Annotated in this window: 14 protein-coding genes; 4 read left to right on the top strand and 10 right to left on the bottom strand. The window is 39.5% G+C overall.

Annotated features, from left to right (window positions below; translation table 11 throughout):
- Positions 1-111 precede the first annotated feature (111 nt).
- A complete protein-coding gene (locus RV13_RS19215; protein ID WP_010745994.1) occupies positions 112-408 on the top strand; it encodes a DUF1827 family protein in 297 nt (98 codons plus the stop codon).
- 16 nt (positions 409-424) lie between these two features.
- On the opposite strand, the gene RV13_RS19210 is transcribed toward RV13_RS19215, so the two are convergent.
- The 4 genes from RV13_RS19210 to RV13_RS19195 form a co-directional block, all read right to left on the bottom strand.
- Positions 425-2,209 carry a hypothetical protein gene (locus RV13_RS19210; protein WP_010745993.1) on the bottom strand — a complete coding sequence of 595 codons (1,785 nt, stop codon included), beginning with the start codon at positions 2,207-2,209 and terminating at the stop codon, positions 425-427.
- 23 nt (positions 2,210-2,232) lie between these two features.
- Positions 2,233-3,810: a peptide chain release factor 3 gene (locus RV13_RS19205; protein ID WP_060789624.1), complete on the bottom strand. Its 1,578-nt coding sequence runs from the start codon at positions 3,808-3,810 to the stop codon at positions 2,233-2,235.
- 217 nt (positions 3,811-4,027) lie between these two features.
- A complete protein-coding gene (locus RV13_RS19200; RefSeq protein ID WP_028020446.1) occupies positions 4,028-5,404 on the bottom strand; it encodes a hemolysin family protein in 1,377 nt (458 codons plus the stop codon).
- A 112-nt stretch (positions 5,405-5,516) separates the two neighbouring features.
- Positions 5,517-6,641 carry an AI-2E family transporter gene (locus tag RV13_RS19195; protein WP_010745990.1) on the bottom strand — a complete coding sequence of 375 codons (1,125 nt, stop codon included), beginning with the start codon at positions 6,639-6,641 and terminating at the stop codon, positions 5,517-5,519.
- Positions 6,642-6,717: 76 nt separating this feature from the next.
- On the opposite strand from RV13_RS19195, the gene RV13_RS19190 reads away from it, so the two are divergent.
- Positions 6,718-7,152, top strand: a complete 435-nt coding sequence (locus RV13_RS19190) for a GNAT family N-acetyltransferase (protein ID WP_028020447.1) — start codon at positions 6,718-6,720, stop codon at positions 7,150-7,152.
- Positions 7,153-7,213: 61 nt separating this feature from the next.
- On the opposite strand, the gene ntdP is transcribed toward RV13_RS19190, so the two are convergent.
- The 3 genes from ntdP to recX form a co-directional block, all read right to left on the bottom strand.
- The gene (gene ntdP / locus RV13_RS19185) at positions 7,214-7,747 is read right to left on the bottom strand and encodes a nucleoside tri-diphosphate phosphatase (protein ID WP_010740416.1); all 534 of its coding nucleotides are present in this window, start codon (positions 7,745-7,747) and stop codon (positions 7,214-7,216) included.
- A 97-nt stretch (positions 7,748-7,844) separates the two neighbouring features.
- Complete coding sequence (mutY, locus tag RV13_RS19180) at positions 7,845-8,996, bottom strand: A/G-specific adenine glycosylase (protein WP_028020448.1); 1,152 nt, start codon at positions 8,994-8,996, stop codon at positions 7,845-7,847.
- Positions 8,989-9,786, bottom strand: a complete 798-nt coding sequence (gene recX, locus RV13_RS19175; RefSeq protein WP_028020449.1) for a recombination regulator RecX — start codon at positions 9,784-9,786, stop codon at positions 8,989-8,991. Before recX ends, mutY begins: the two co-directional genes overlap by 8 nt.
- 184 nt (positions 9,787-9,970) lie before the next feature.
- Here recX and rlmD point away from each other — a divergent pair, with 184 nt between their 5' ends.
- The gene (gene rlmD, locus RV13_RS19170; RefSeq protein ID WP_028020450.1) at positions 9,971-11,344 is read left to right on the top strand and encodes a 23S rRNA (uracil(1939)-C(5))-methyltransferase RlmD; all 1,374 of its coding nucleotides are present in this window, start codon (positions 9,971-9,973) and stop codon (positions 11,342-11,344) included.
- A gap of 34 nt (positions 11,345-11,378) precedes the next feature.
- On the opposite strand, the gene RV13_RS19165 is transcribed toward rlmD, so the two are convergent.
- From RV13_RS19165 to RV13_RS19155, 3 genes are all read right to left on the bottom strand, one after another.
- On the bottom strand, positions 11,379-12,611 hold the full coding sequence (locus RV13_RS19165) for an LCP family glycopolymer transferase (protein WP_028020451.1): 1,233 nt from the start codon (positions 12,609-12,611) through the stop codon (positions 11,379-11,381).
- A gap of 242 nt (positions 12,612-12,853) precedes the next feature.
- Positions 12,854-13,462 carry a superoxide dismutase gene (locus tag RV13_RS19160; protein ID WP_010745984.1) on the bottom strand — a complete coding sequence of 203 codons (609 nt, stop codon included), beginning with the start codon at positions 13,460-13,462 and terminating at the stop codon, positions 12,854-12,856.
- A gap of 72 nt (positions 13,463-13,534) precedes the next feature.
- Entirely contained in the window at positions 13,535-14,002 is a 468-nt protein-coding gene (locus RV13_RS19155) for a GtrA family protein (RefSeq protein WP_010745983.1), read from the bottom strand.
- A gap of 162 nt (positions 14,003-14,164) precedes the next feature.
- On the opposite strand from RV13_RS19155, the gene RV13_RS19150 reads away from it, so the two are divergent.
- On the top strand, positions 14,165-14,980 hold the full coding sequence (locus RV13_RS19150) for a DUF1189 domain-containing protein (protein ID WP_010745982.1): 816 nt from the start codon (positions 14,165-14,167) through the stop codon (positions 14,978-14,980).
- Positions 14,981-15,027 lie beyond the last annotated feature (47 nt).

The raw sequence follows: 15,027 nt of genomic DNA, 5'->3' as shown, positions 1-15,027 counted from the left end.
GCTGATAATTATGAAATTAGCTCAATTAATATGAGCAACCTCCTTCTTTTTTCTTAATCTTTCTTATATAATTACATTATGAAGTAAGGTTAAGGAAGAAGGTGTTTCGGGATGAAACTTATTAATGTGACAAATAGTCATTCTCAATTGGTTTATAATCAGCTGGAGAACACTGATGCAAATATGATTAAAGTTTATACGATCGGCAATACGACGGTCATCTACACGGATGCCTATAAACATGCGGAGATTGTTTTAAAAAACGACAATCGAAACATCCTGCCATCGGAAGTTGATTTTGTACATAAGTATTTCAAACGAAAATTAGACGAAGGTATTTACGACTTTTCCAATATTTCTTATTTGGAATCTCCCGGTCTGATTGAAATGTCGATAACAAAAAAATAGCTGAAGCTTAAAGGCTTCAGCTATTTTTTTTATTAATTTTTTTAGCGATTGCAGGTATTTGAATAATACCAATGAACATAAGAATCTCGATCCATTGAATCACAGGAACGCCTGCTCCGGTATAAATCATCATAAACAAATCTTTCCGTTCTGGTGCCCATGAACAGAACCAGGAAACCCCTATTAGGAAGATTAAGTAAGATAATCCTATACCCACTATGATCAACAGCAGCCCCCTAAAGATTTTTAACTGTGCTTTTGAAAAAAGACTACCAATGAGAATGATCACTAAGCCGAATCCACAGATGACTAACCAGATCGGAGTCAGGTCACGATAAACTTGAATGATTCGATTAGATATCTTTGCTGTTCTCACCAGTTTAACGGGTTTTGAATCTGGATTATTAATATCTTGCCAGTTTCCTGAAAAAGAATGATTTAATAATTTTTCTGCCTTAACCACATCTTCCTTTGGTCCCAGCGTAGCATCTGCCCCTTGACCGTACTCTTTATAGAAAACAGTATAATCAAATCCGCTTTTCATGAATTCGCCTACTAAGGGCAGATCCTTTCTTAATTTCCCGTCCCCGGTTGCGGTGAGATAGATTTCTTTTTTCTTTTTCAATTGACCTTTTTCATAAGCCTTCGATAATTCTGAATCAACTTTCTGCCAAAATTCTTCCGTCTTTTTGCCATCCTTATAGTAGCCCGCTTGCGCTGCGGCATCTCTAAGAGCCCAGAAAATAATATCTCCAGCGATGTCTTCACCGCCGCTCCAAGGACTTCCCTTATAAATCCAATCGATATTTTTAGCAATGGATTTAAAGGTAGGAGAAACAGCCTCAGCTTTTTCTAAAGCCTTCTTTGAGACCCAAACTCTGCTATTGGTTTCATTAAGCTTTGTTCCATCATCCATTCGAATCAACTGTTTCGAAACATTGCCAAATGCGCCGCCCGTTCGATCATTGACTATAGATATTCCATAATGTTCCTGATTCATCTGCTTCAATCCTTTGGTCATGGAAAAAAGCATGACAAAGGGCAATAAACATAATAATAGCTTAATCAGCTGCTTCTTCGTGAAATAAAACTTTTTTATAGTCTTTCGAAACGTCTTCAGCTTAAAATTCGAATCATTTTCAAAGATGACTGATCCAGAGATAACCAACAGTCCTACTAACAATAAGGGGAATAACCATAGTGAATCTTCACGAATATACCAATAAAATGGAAAGATTAAGGATAAACCGATACTCCACGGAACAAACGACCTTAGGCTTTCGTTTCTTCTGAAATACAATCCTACAAGACAAGCAATGACCAATATCACTGCTGGAACTACCAAGGTATTTCGATAAATTCGTGTGCTATATTCACTCGTCAGAGTAACTGGGGAATACAAAAAGAATGCATAGATAAACGTTAAAAGCCATCGATTTTTTACTAATGGGCGCAGAGCAATTGCAGCGATCCCACTTGCTAAAACATTAAAGAGCCCTAAAAAAACTCCGTAAGGTAAATGAAGTTTATTCGCCCACACCATAAAAAGCGAGTAAGAAATCCCCTTAGATAAAGTTTTCGTCGAATAGTCACCCAACCAATTCCCTGTGAGCATTTCTTCGCTATACCGTATGAACAACTGGTCATCATAACCGGCAAATAAGTTGATGAAATAGGGAGCTTTGGCGTTCAGCACTAGACGAAAGACTGTCAAACTAAGCAAAACAACTAACAAGATCAAGTTAGCTGGCTGTTTAATGTTTTTTAACCTTTTTTCTGTGCGGCTAATTTGTTTTTGCATCAAAGGTCCCTTTCCTCACTTTTTTACATCAAGCTCTTTAATTCTACATCTGGATATTTATCAGCAAACCAACGCATCGCGAATTGGTTTTCAAATAAGAACAAGGGCTGATCGAACCGATCTTTTGCCAGAATGTTTCGGCTGGAACTCATTCGTTCATCCAACTGTTCAGGGTTGATCCAACGCGCAATTTTATTCCCCATCGGTGTCATAACAACCTCAGCGTTGTATTCATTCAGCATCCGGTGCTGAAAGACCTCAAACTGCAACTGACCAACAGCTCCGATGATATATTCATCCGTTAAATAGGTCTTGTATAATTGAATCGCGCCCTCTTGGACCAGCTGATAGATACCTTTGTGGAAGGATTTTTGCTTCATTACATTTTTTGCAGTTACTTTCATGAATAGCTCTGGCGTAAATGAAGGCAGCTCTTCATATGCGACTTTCAATTTTCCTTCATAGAGAGTGTCGCCGATTTGATAGTTCCCTGTATCGTAGACACCAATAATATCCCCAGCTACAGCCTCTTCCACGTTTTCTCGAGCGTCAGCCATAAACTGCGTTACGTTGCTCAGCTTCATCTTCTTTCCGGTCCGCCCAAGCATAACATCCATCCCGCGTTCAAAAGTACCCGAGCAAACGCGAACAAAAGCGATCCTATCACGATGATTTGGATTCATATTTGCTTGAATTTTGAAGACAAAGCCTGAAAACTCTTCTTCATAAGGAGAAACAGCTTCTCCTTCTTCCGTTTTATGTGCATGAGGTTTTGGCGCTAAATCAACAAAGCTTTCTAAAAAAGTTTCCACTCCAAAGTTTGTTAACGCTGATCCGAAGAAGACCGGAGTTTGATCGCCTCGTTCGATTTTTTCAAGATTGAACTGATCGCCTGCTTCTCGCACCAATTCCACTTCTCCTAGAACATCCTCGTAAATTGATTTCTCTTTTAAAGGATGTGGGCCAGCGATTTCGCCATCCGTTAGCTTCACAAAGCGTTCTCCTTCGTATTGCTCAGGGCGATAGAACTCGATCCGTTCATTGTAGATATCATAGATACCTTCCAACCCTTTCCCCATACCAATCGGCCAGTTCATTGGATAAGATTCGATATCCAATAATTCCTCTAGTTCTTCTAATAGCTCTAACGGTTCACGACCATCACGGTCCAATTTATTGATAAATGTAAAAATTGGAATTCCACGGCGCTTTACAACTTGAAAAAGCTTTTTCGTTTGTGCTTCTATCCCCTTAGCGCTGTCGATAACCATGACCGCACTATCTACTGCCATCAGTGTACGATAAGTATCTTCCGAGAAGTCTTCGTGTCCTGGTGTATCTAAAATATTTACTCGTTTTCCGTCAAAATCAAACTGCATAACAGAACTCGTTACTGAGATACCACGCTGCTTCTCAATATCCATCCAGTCAGATTTTGCAAAGTTTCCTGTTTTCTTTCCTTTTACTGTTCCAACCTGACGGATCGCTCCACCAAATAACAAAAGCTGTTCAGTGATCGTCGTTTTCCCCGCATCCGGATGGGAAATAATCGCAAAGGTTCGGCGACTGTCTACTTGTTGTTTTAAATTAGGATTGTTCATTTTATTGCTCCATTCATATATCTAGTATCTTTCAAATTCCAACCCAATCAGTATAGCATGGATTTTAGTCTATTGGAAAGTTGAATCGCTTTGATTTTCATATAGATTTTCAATTGAACTCAGTCGTCAATTTTGCTTCTTTTTCGATAAGTGATACGTAAGGATAAAAGCAAAAAGAAAACACTCTGCTAAGCAGAATGCTTTCTGATTTGGTGTATTAACGACGCGGCTCGTCATCATCGAAATCTTTGGTAAACAGTCGACGTTCTTCTTCCGGTTCAGCATTTTCATGCTCTTCAGGATGAAAAATTGCTCGCAGGGTTAATACACGCGACCCTTCCATTTCCTCAGAGATCAACGTTAAGTCGTCCACATCGAAGGAAAGCTTTTCACCTTCATCAGGAATTGTTCCTAAGGCGGTGATCAAATAGCCTGCCATTGTATCGACATCGCTCATATGCAGATTTAATCCGAATTCTTCATTAAACTCGTCAATCAGCATTTTCCCGTTGATCAGATACTCGTTGTCTCCGACCTTTTCATAAAGCTTCTCAATTTCGTCTGATTCATCGTCGATTTCACCAACGATTTCTTCTAGTAAGTCCTCTAACGTTACGAGCCCAACCATACCGCCGTATTCATCTAAAAGGATTGACATTTGGTTTTGCGTTTTCTTCAATTCATATAGCAAATCATCGATGAAGATCGTTTCTGGAACAAACAAAGGTTCTTGTAAGATCTTTTGCAAAACGACATTTTCAAAGCCGAATTGACGAGCAGCCTTTAATAAGGTTTTTGTGTGTAGGATTCCTACAACCTTATCTTTGTCCTCGTCATAGACTGGAATTCTTGAATAGCTTTCATTTAAAATCTCATCGATATTTTCTAATACTGGATCATTGATATCAATCATGAAGGAATCTGTCCGAGGAACCATTACTTCCCGCGCAACTTTTGTGTCTAATGAGAAAACACCTTGCAGCATTTCAATCTCATCATTGTCTAAGACACCTTCATTTTCTAGCATATAACGCATTTCGTCACGAGTCATTTTCGTATCTTCATCATCAAACGTCATTGGAGTAATCTTAGCCAATAAGTTTGTTGATGCTGTTAACAACCAGACGAAAGGTTTTGTGATTATTCCTAATTTACGAACAACACCCGAAGTAAATTGTGCCACCTCTTCGGTCTTGGTCATGGCAATTCGTTTGGGATATAATTCTCCAAATACAATCGAAACATAGGTCAATAAAAGCATGACGATCGCAGCAGCGATTGGTCGTGCCGCTGAGCCGCCGCCTAATAACGGTGCTAAGCGAGCAGATAAACTATCCGCCAAGGATGCCCCTGACAAGATGTTGACTAAAGTAATCCCCACTTGAATCGTGGACAAGAAATTATTCGGGCTTTGAATAACCTCCAATAATTTTTTTGATTTCAGGTTTCCTTCTTCTGCTTTTTGTTCTACTCGGTTTTTATTGACCGACACCACCGCAATTTCAGCCGCAGCTAAAAATCCGTTGATTAACGTCAAAATTACTAATAAACCTAGTTGTAATAATAACGACTGACTATCGGGGTCAGCATTCATAATTGCATTCGCTCCTTAAATTAAAGTGTAAAAAAAGTGGCACAAAGGCCACGATAAAATCGTATCACATCACTTGTTTTTATGCAATCATTTCCGAGCGAAGAGCTCTTGGCTAATTTAAAAACTCTTGTTCACGCTCTTCCTGCTTGCTTTGCTTCACTATTTTCACGATAAATATCACCACAGTACGCAAAATAGCATAAACCGGCACACCAAGAAAAACACCTAAGATTCCGGAAAGATTTCCAGCAACCAACAGGATCAAAATAATTGTCAGTGGATGGATATTCAATGATTTACCAATTACATTCGGATAGATCACATTCCCATCGACCTGCTGTACAATCAAGACAATAAGGATACATAATAATGCTTTGGTCGGCGAATCAAAAAAGGTATAGATCAACGCCGGGGCTAGTCCTAAATAAGGTCCTAAATAAGGAATCAAATTCGTCAAGCCTGCAATCACTCCGAATAGAAAGGCATAGTCAACACCAATCAGGAGATAACCTAAAAAGGTGAAGGTTCCTACAAACAAACATTCAATTGCCTGCCCACTGATATAGTCAGACAACGTTTTATTAAGCTGCTGTAAAAGCCCCTTAATATTGTCACGCTGCTTCTCTGGGAAAAGGCGCTCGATATTTGGCACAAGCTTCTCGCCGTCCTTCAACATGTAAAATAGAATGAACGGGACTGTAACTAATAACAAGACTACTGTCGTGATCTTGCCAATAAGTGATCCAAGCCCATTTGTCACACCAGTAAGTGATTGCTGAATAATGCTGCCAGCTGATACATCCAGGTTGCTGATATATTTATCAACATCCAGCTCTTTAAAGAGTGGGAAACGGGTGGCATTGTCCGCAGCCTGCTGCAGCCAATCCTGCATATTGCTGATAAATCCTGGAATATTTTTTGCCAAAGAAACTAGCTGTTCCACTAAATTAGGGATTACACTCATGAAAATCAACACGATCATACCGATCAATAAAATAAATATCAAAGCGATCGCCAATAGACGCTTCACGCCCATTTTCATCAATAGATTGACTAATGGATTTAATAAATAATACAAAAAGCCAGCGATCAAGATCGGTGCAAACAACGTGGTGAAGAATGTCCCAATCGGTTGAAAGACAAAATCAATTTTTGATGAAACAAAAATTAACGTGGCGATGACCAGAAGTTCCACTGACCAAAACATTAATTTTGAATTTTTAATTTTCTCAAACATCCATCTACTCCTTTTTCTAGATTTAGTTTATAGTATACATCATGTGGAGAAAAATCCCCTTGAGGAAGGTGTCATTATGAAAATTTTAATCACTAAGGATACGATGAGCGACATTTATCTCGACGCCGTTCGAATCCGTCAAAAAGTATTTGTGCAAGAGCAAGGCGTCCCTGCTAATCTAGAAATCGACGAAAATGAAGCCTATTCCGTTCATTTTGTTCTTTATACAGAGGAAGAAAAGCCCGCCGCAACTGTTCGCCTATTGCCCCTGGATGACCAAACATTTAAGTTACAGCGCATGGCTGTTTTGAAGGAATATCGTGGAAAGAAACTTGGTGCTGAGATTATTGCCGAGGCAGAGACTTTCGCAAAGCAACAAGGATTTAAAACAATCGAATTAGGCGCACAATTAACCGCAGAGGCCTTTTATCAAAAATTGGGCTATGTTGCCTATGGCGAGATCTTTCAGGATGCTGGAATCGATCATGTGCATATGAAAAAAGAGTTGTAAAAGCATACTCAAATTAATCACAAAAAAGGCTATACCATCTTTTTGGTACAGCCTTTTCTTTCTACTTTCGCGACAATTGCTTATAACGATCATACCAAATATCAATATAGCCTTGGGAAAAAGGCCCCTTTTCATTGTTAATCCAGTCCACTAAGATTTTGACATTTTCCTTGAGGATATAATCAATTTCTTTAGAGTAATGCATCTGCTGACTATGGGCTTCGTATTCATCAACGTCTAATAGACGTTTCTCCCCATCCGGAAAAACTTTGACATCTAAATCATAATCAATGTACTTCAGTGCCTCGTCATCTAATACATAAGGTGATGCTAGATTACAATAATAAGAAACTCCCTTCTCTCGAATCATTGCTATTATGTTGAACCAGTATTTTTGATGAAAATAAACGATCGCTGGTTCGCGAGTGACCCATCTTCTGCCATCTGATTCTGTTACCAACGTGTGGTCATTCAAGCCGATCAGAGAACACTCACTTGTTTTTAATACCATGGTATCACGCCACGTTCGATGCAAACTGCCGTCGTGTTTGTAACTTTTAATCGTTACAAACTCTCCTTCTTTTGGAACTCCCATAGCTACCCTTCCCTCAGCGAAAGAAAATTTCGCATTTGTTTGGGTGTTATCACACCGACATCAGAATTATTATAGCAATAAAATGAAAGATTGCCTACTAATCTTTGTCGTCTGCTAAATTATTTTCAAAAACTTCCAACATTTTTTGCTGTGGTTTTGGAAAAACATAGTTTTCAAAGTTATTGGGTTTCACCCATTGACCTTTCATCGTTAGAGCTGACATACTCCGCCCATAAAAAACTAGAATATGCCAACGTAAATGACTGAAGACATGCTTAACCTCGCCAAGGACCTTTTTCTGCCATACAACTGCCTGTTCTGGAAAAAAGTCGGGACTATCTTCTGCCACTAAACTGCTGGAAAACAAATCCCAAGCGCTTGGATCATATTGCTCCTGCAATTCTTTAAATCGCGCAGCAGTTATCTCTTCTAATGGGAATAACCACATGTTTGCTAATAATCCTGTTTCTGGTCGCTGCTGAAGAAATAATTCTTGATGCTTGTTCTCAATAATTCCAGCCACGTAATAGACGTCTTTGGGTTTCAATTTTTTAGACTTTACAGGAAAATCTGTCTGTCGATTTTCACGATAAGCTTGACAATAACTTTGAATCGGACAGCTCTCACATTGCGGGCTTGTTGGCGTACAGATACTGGAGCCTAAATCCATCATCGCTTGATTAAAATCTCCTGGCTGATCCTTACTGATGATTTTCCGCATTGCCTCATCAAAGGGTCTACGGCTGCTGGCTTTTGCAATATCCGCTTCAATACAAAACAAGCGGCTGACGACACGCATCACATTCCCGTCAATGGCTGGCTCAGGAATTTCAAAAGCGATACTGCTTATGGCTCCAGCCGTATAAGGGCCAATTCCCTTTAACGAACGAATCTCATCAACTGTGGATGGAAACACTCCATTGAACTCCTCCATAATCTGCTTTGCTGCCGCTTGAATATTTCGTGCTCGAGAATAATAGCCCAAGCCTTCCCAGACCTTCAACAACTTATCCTCTGGTGCGTTAGCAAGATCCTGAATCGTTGGAAATTGCTCCATAAAGCGGTAAAAGTAGTCAATTACCGTGTCGACCCGTGTTTGCTGCAGCATGATCTCCGAAATCCAAATGCGATAGGGATCGTGATTATAACGCCAAGGAAGGTTTCGCTTTTCCCGCTGATACCAAGTAAGAAAAGCATCCTGAAAACTTGTTACCTCTTCCTCTGTCCATTCTTCCCAAGCCTTACTCATCCTCTTCCTCTTTTCCACGAATAAAGGCATCAATTTGATCTAATTGAAAGCCTTTTTGATACAAGCTTTGTTTAACCTTCTGCCGTCGTTTCGCTGGTTCAAAGCGTTGATTTTTACGCCATAATTTTTCACCCTGCAATTCCAGTGCATCATTTTCCTGCTCTTCAATCTCAGAAAAATCGATCTCTGCGAGAACTCGTTTGCTGATATCACTACTGAATCCTTTTGTCATCAACAACTGCTGCAGTTTTTGCTTAACTTCTCGTTGACTGTTATGATGAAATTTTCTCAAAGCCTTCTGTGCAGTATGCAATGCTACCTGATATTGCTCATCCCCTTCGTAAAGATAAAGAGCCTGTTGGATATCGCTATCCTTCACTCCTTTTTGTTTTAACTTCTGCTGCAGCACTCGAGGGCCTTTGTCCCCTAAACGCATCTGTGTTCGAATAAAACTTTCACTGTAAACAAGATCATTTAGCAAATCCATCTCTTTAAGGCGATCAACGATTTTTTGGCGATCTGTGCTCTCAATTTCATTGTCCTTTAGATAGGTCCGAATCTCTTTTTCTGTTCGTAGTTGATAACTTAAATAGTTCAGGGCCATTTGATAGCCCATGTCTTCTTTACCTTCTTGCTTAATTTCATTTAAAGTTTTCTCCTCTAACTCTTGTCCTTTCAAGAGTCGATGACGAACAACGGTATCTTCAGATAATCGCAGCTTCTCACCATTAGAGAATTCTACTTTATAAAAAGGTCCGCGCCCTTGGCTAATTTTTACTACTGTTAACATCCTTTATCCCTCCCATTCGAATCAATACCTCTACTTTAATAAACGCTCTCACGTTCTCAAATTCTCCATCAATTATTGCCTTAGCAAAAATTAATTCTATCATAGATGATCAACCAATCGATAAAAATATGCTAAAATGAACTGCGCTGAACAATTGAAAATATTTTTAAGAAAGAGGCTGACTATGGCTGTTCAATTGAAACCAAATCAAACACTGAACTTAAAAATCAAACGTCTAGGAATTAATGGTGAAGGAATCGCCTATTATAAACGCTTGATTATCTTTGTCACTGGTGCTTTACCCGGTGAAACAGTTGTTGCACGAATCACAAAAGCAACACCACGCTTTGCTGAAGCCCACCTAGTTAAAGTTACGAAAAAAAGTCCTGATCGCATCACCCCACCTTGTCCTGTTTATGAAGAATGCGGGGGCTGCCAACTACAGCACTTGGCTTATCATAAGCAGTTAGATTTCAAAAAAGATTTGCTTCGGCAAGCTCTGGAAAAATTTAAACCTGATGGTTATCAAAACTTTGAGCTCCGCGATACGATCGGAATGGATGAGCCTTGGCATTATCGAAACAAGGCACAATTTCAATTGCGCAAAAACAAAAAGACCAAGCAAGTAGAAGCTGGTCTGTATCAAGCGGAATCTCATCAATTAGTTTCCATCAAGGATTGTCTCGTTCAGGAGCCGACGACACAGAAAGTCATCAATACTGTTGTAAATCTATTAACAAAATATGACATGCCCATTTATGATGAGCATTCAAATTCAGGAATCATGCGAACATTAATGGTTCGGATTGGCATCGAAACTAGGGAAGTGCAGCTAGTTTTGATTACCAAAACAAAAAAACTACCGCAAGGAAATGCCTTGATCCGAGAAATCACCCATCGTTTGCCGGAAGTTGTTTCTATTATGCAAAACATTCAGGACAAAAAAACTTCGGTTATCATGGGCGATGAAACCATCCACCTCTGGGGAAAGGAAGTCATTAATGAAAAGATCAATGAGGTAAGCTTTGAGCTTTCTCCTCGTGCCTTCTTCCAGTTAAACCCGAAGCAAACGAAGATTCTTTATCAAGAAGCTATTCACGCGTTAGATTTATCGACACCAAAAACTGTTATAGATGCTTATTGCGGTGTAGGTACGATCGGCCTTTCTTTAGCAAAGCAAGCCAAAGAAGTTCGTGGCATGGATATCATTCCTCAGGCGATCGACGACGCAAAGAAAAATGCGGCAGCAATGAATCTAACCAATACTCATTATGAAGTCGGAACCGCTGAGAGCCTGCTGCCAAAATGGTTGAAAGATGGCTTTTCGCCGGATGCAATTGTAGTTGATCCTCCAAGGACGGGCTTAGATACTCAATTGCTAAAAGCCATTGAACAATCTCCTAGTCCGCAAATGGTCTATATTTCCTGCAATGTCTCAACGTTAGCACGTGATCTTGTGAGTCTTGCCAAAATTTATCGTGTCGAATATCTTCAATCTGTAGACATGTTTCCACAGACAGCCCGCTGCGAAGTCGTAGTAAAGCTTACCAGAAAATAAAAAAAGGGCGTGACCACCATGGGTCACGCCTATTTTAATAGCCGGCTGCTGGCTGTCCATAAGCCGCATTTGGATCAGTGGCACCACCATAGCCTTGATCCGTTTGGTTTGGATCCGTATAACCAGGATCACTATAGCCTTGATCGTTTTGAGTGGTATCTCCATACTGCGGATACCCGTTGTCCGCACTTGATGAATCCCCGTAAACACCGCTATTGTCGTAATTATTAGGATTGTCATAACCTGGTGCATACTGACTTGTATCCTCACTGGCTTTTCCATCTGAATCATCGTAGAACAAGCTGTCTGCATCAGCTTCTTTCAAATTAGGCAACGTATCGGCAGTCGGTAAGCCCAGCTGCTTCTTCAAAGTGTTCTGAATATCTAACAGTTCGTTGGTTCCTAAAATCTGATAATAGATTTCGTCGATCATCTGACTCTTACCTACTAGTTGTTTTTGCTTGATGGTATCAAAAGCTGATAGATAATTTGTTCCAATATCCATCATGTCGTCCCAATCCAAATCCGTCTTCATATTCTTTTCAACGGCCTTCAAAATCTTCTTATAGTTTCCGACACCGTTAATAGACATCGCTTTTCGTAAAATCTTTGTTACAACCTCACGTTGACGTCTTTGACGACCTACATCGCCTTCTGGATCTTCATAACGCATCCGAGCATAAGCCAGACCTTTTTCTCCGTCTAATGTTTGTTTTCCTTTAGCCACGTGAATACCATCTAAAGTAAAGTCAATTTTATTATTGACTTCGATGCCGCCTACAGCGTCGATTAGATCCTTCAACCCACGCATATTGATAGAAACATAATGATCCAGAGGTATATCTAAGAGTGTCTCAATGGTATCCATCGACATCTCTACGCCGCCGAAAGCATAAGCATGATTTAACTTATCATTTGTTCCATATCCAACAATCTTCGTTAAAATATCTCGGTCAAGACTGACAATCGTTGATTTCTTCTGCTTCGGATTGATAGTAACCACCATCATACTGTCCGACCGCCCTTGATCCGAACGACCAAGATCCCCAGTATCAACTCCCGCAAGCAAAATTGAAAAAGGTTCTGCATTGTCGATATTTGGCTTGTCGCCCTCTCGTTTTAAACTCGTTCGTTTAACAGTTTGTCGAATGCTGTCCACCATTTTACTGGCATCATTTGTTACTTGAACAGCATAGTAGGTAATCCCACCTATAAATAAATTTAGTAGGACCAAGAATCCTACGACAACTTTTTTCCAACGGCTCATAGCACACCTCTATCAACGATTTTTTACGTTTTATTTTCTCATAGATCAGCCATCGGTTCAACCACAGCCGAAAAATAATTAATTTTATATAATGGAAACTTAAAAAGTATTAACTACTCGGTTCCCTTTAAATTCGATTTATACCATAAAAATATGAAGATTTTTGGAAGGCACAAAAATAAACGCAAAAAAAAAAAAAGAAAGACTAGTTGAACTAATCTTTCTTAAAAAATCTTATTTGATTATTTAGCTGCTGCTAAATTTTCGTTTGCTTGATCCCAATTAACAACATCCCAGAATGCCGCAATGTAGTCTGGACGTACATTCTTATATTTTAAGTAGTATGCATGTTCCCAAACATCTAAACCAATAATTGGTGTTTTGCCATCAGTCAATGGGCTATCTTGATTCGCGGTTGATGTAATTTCTAATTTACCGTTGTTCAATACCAACCATGCCCAACCAGAACCAAAACGTCCTGTTGCCGCTGTCTTGAATTCTTCCTTCATTTTCTCAAAGCTGCCGAAAGCTTGATCAATTGCTTCTTTGATCGCACCTGTTGGTTCGCCGCCAGCATTAGGCGCCATGATTTTCCAGAAGAAGCTGTGGTTCGCATGTCCGCCGCCATTATTACGTACCGCTGTACGAATGTCTTCAGGAACTTCATTCAAGTTCGTCACTAATTCTTCGATTGATTGTTCGCCTAATTCTGGATATTTTTCAATCGCAGCATTCAAGTTGGTTACATAAGTGTTGTGGTGCTTGTCATGATGCAAGTGCATCGTTTCAACATCGATATAAGGTTCTAACGCGTCGTAGCCATAAGGTAAATCTGGTAAAGTATAAGCCATTGTTCAATTCCTCCTTAAAATATCTTACATATTGACTGTATCAAACAATGCAGGGTTCTTCAATAGATATGCCTATCGTGACGAAGAATTCGTTTTCTCGTCTTCGATAATCTCGACTTTCTTGAAGATAAAGACTTTACTGAATACATAGTTTGCCACGACTACGACGATTTGCGTAATAATTTTAGCTATCAAATTGCCTGTATGCAGCATATCGATAAATAAATACATGCAGGCCATATCCATACCAAAGGACAGCACACGATAAAAGATAAATTTACCAAACTCCCATGCTAGAGCTGTAAAGTTTTCCGTTTTTGACTGGAATACCCATAATTTATTCGTGACAAAAGCAAATAGCACCGAACAAATCCACGAAATGGCGTTCGACACTGGCCAACTTAGGTGAAAAGCCTGGTAAGCGAGAGCAAAGGTTACAATATTAACAACGGTAGCTAGCCCGCCAAAAAATAAATAAATGAATACTTCCCAAAGCTTTTTCTCTTCTAAATAATTTTTAAATTGCTGATAGATTTTCATGATTGCTCACTTTCTTATTCTTCTCTACTTAATGTAAGATAGCGAAGCTTGAAATAATAGTCAATTCTTTCTTGCATTCTTTTTACATTTTTACAGATCGCCTTGTTATTTCAAGCCTACTTCGCTACAATGGCTCTTGTATAAAAAGATTGGAGCGATCACATGACCTTTCGTCAATTAATCAAAGGATCTCTTTTTCGTTTTGAAGATCTAAAATCAGCAAAGGACACACCCTTTTGGAAGTCCATTGTCTATCTATTAGGCTTGAGTCTGCTGCTGGCGATTCCAAGTGTCTATCAGGCACTTCAAGTAATGAACCAAATCAAAGCGGATAGTTTAGAAATCGTTGAAAAGATTCCCGATTTCAAAATTGAAAATGGCGAGATTAAGACAGCGAAGCCGGAAAAAGGATTCATCTATCAGACTGATTCAATCATTCTGACCTTTGACCCTGACGGCAAGCGTTCACAGCAGGATGTCGAAAAAGACTTAGTCGGAAATTATTTTAGTGTTGGATTACTGAAGGATCAAGCATTACTTGTATTGCCAGATTATGGCGGTGTCAGCTCGGCAATGTTTGGAGACAACGTGCTGAAATTCTCCTATAAACAGGAGCCACTAAAAAGCATGACCGGCGACAAGCTTAGAGCTGGTTTGGAAGATTTGGAAATGCCGATTTGGACACCTCTCGTGATGTTATTGGCAGGACTTTACCCTTCCTTTATCAATTTATTTGTTACGTTAGTATTTGCTGGTATCGCAGGAATGATCGTTGCTAAACTACGCTTAAGACGAATCACTTTCTTTGAATGTTTTAAGACCATCATTTTCTGTGCAACAATTCCGGTGATTCTAGCAACCATTATCCTATTGTTCCAACCAAATTTTGACTCAAGTCTGTTAATTACCTTTATCAGTTTATTTGTCTTTTTCCGCGTAACACACTATTTTCCTAGAATCGAATTACCCACCAAATAACTGCTTACGATTCCGTAAGCAGTTTTTTTTAATGACTTTAGTCAGTT

This window comes from Enterococcus raffinosus, assembly GCF_001886185.1.
Lineage (GTDB): Bacteria > Bacillota > Bacilli > Lactobacillales > Enterococcaceae > Enterococcus_A > Enterococcus_A raffinosus.
The sequence above is the reverse complement of the archived record's forward strand: the minus strand, read 5'-3'. Positions and strand labels throughout refer to the sequence as shown.

Coding starts and splice junctions, on each gene's coding strand:
- RV13_RS19215 (WP_010745994.1), top strand. CDS start 112: ATGAAACTTATTAATGTGACAAATAGTCATTCTCAATTGGTTTATAAT.
- RV13_RS19210 (WP_010745993.1), bottom strand. CDS start 2,209: ATGCAAAAACAAATTAGCCGCACAGAAAAAAGGTTAAAAAACATTAAA.
- RV13_RS19205 (WP_060789624.1), bottom strand. CDS start 3,810: ATGAACAATCCTAATTTAAAACAACAAGTAGACAGTCGCCGAACCTTT.
- RV13_RS19200 (WP_028020446.1), bottom strand. CDS start 5,404: ATGAATGCTGACCCCGATAGTCAGTCGTTATTATTACAACTAGGTTTA.
- RV13_RS19195 (WP_010745990.1), bottom strand. CDS start 6,641: ATGTTTGAGAAAATTAAAAATTCAAAATTAATGTTTTGGTCAGTGGAA.
- RV13_RS19190 (WP_028020447.1), top strand. CDS start 6,718: ATGAAAATTTTAATCACTAAGGATACGATGAGCGACATTTATCTCGAC.
- ntdP (WP_010740416.1), bottom strand. CDS start 7,747: ATGGGAGTTCCAAAAGAAGGAGAGTTTGTAACGATTAAAAGTTACAAA.
- mutY (WP_028020448.1), bottom strand. CDS start 8,996: ATGAGTAAGGCTTGGGAAGAATGGACAGAGGAAGAGGTAACAAGTTTT.
- recX (WP_028020449.1), bottom strand. CDS start 9,786: ATGTTAACAGTAGTAAAAATTAGCCAAGGGCGCGGACCTTTTTATAAA.
- rlmD (WP_028020450.1), top strand. CDS start 9,971: ATGGCTGTTCAATTGAAACCAAATCAAACACTGAACTTAAAAATCAAA.
- RV13_RS19165 (WP_028020451.1), bottom strand. CDS start 12,611: ATGAGCCGTTGGAAAAAAGTTGTCGTAGGATTCTTGGTCCTACTAAAT.
- RV13_RS19160 (WP_010745984.1), bottom strand. CDS start 13,462: ATGGCTTATACTTTACCAGATTTACCTTATGGCTACGACGCGTTAGAA.
- RV13_RS19155 (WP_010745983.1), bottom strand. CDS start 14,002: ATGAAAATCTATCAGCAATTTAAAAATTATTTAGAAGAGAAAAAGCTT.
- RV13_RS19150 (WP_010745982.1), top strand. CDS start 14,165: ATGACCTTTCGTCAATTAATCAAAGGATCTCTTTTTCGTTTTGAAGAT.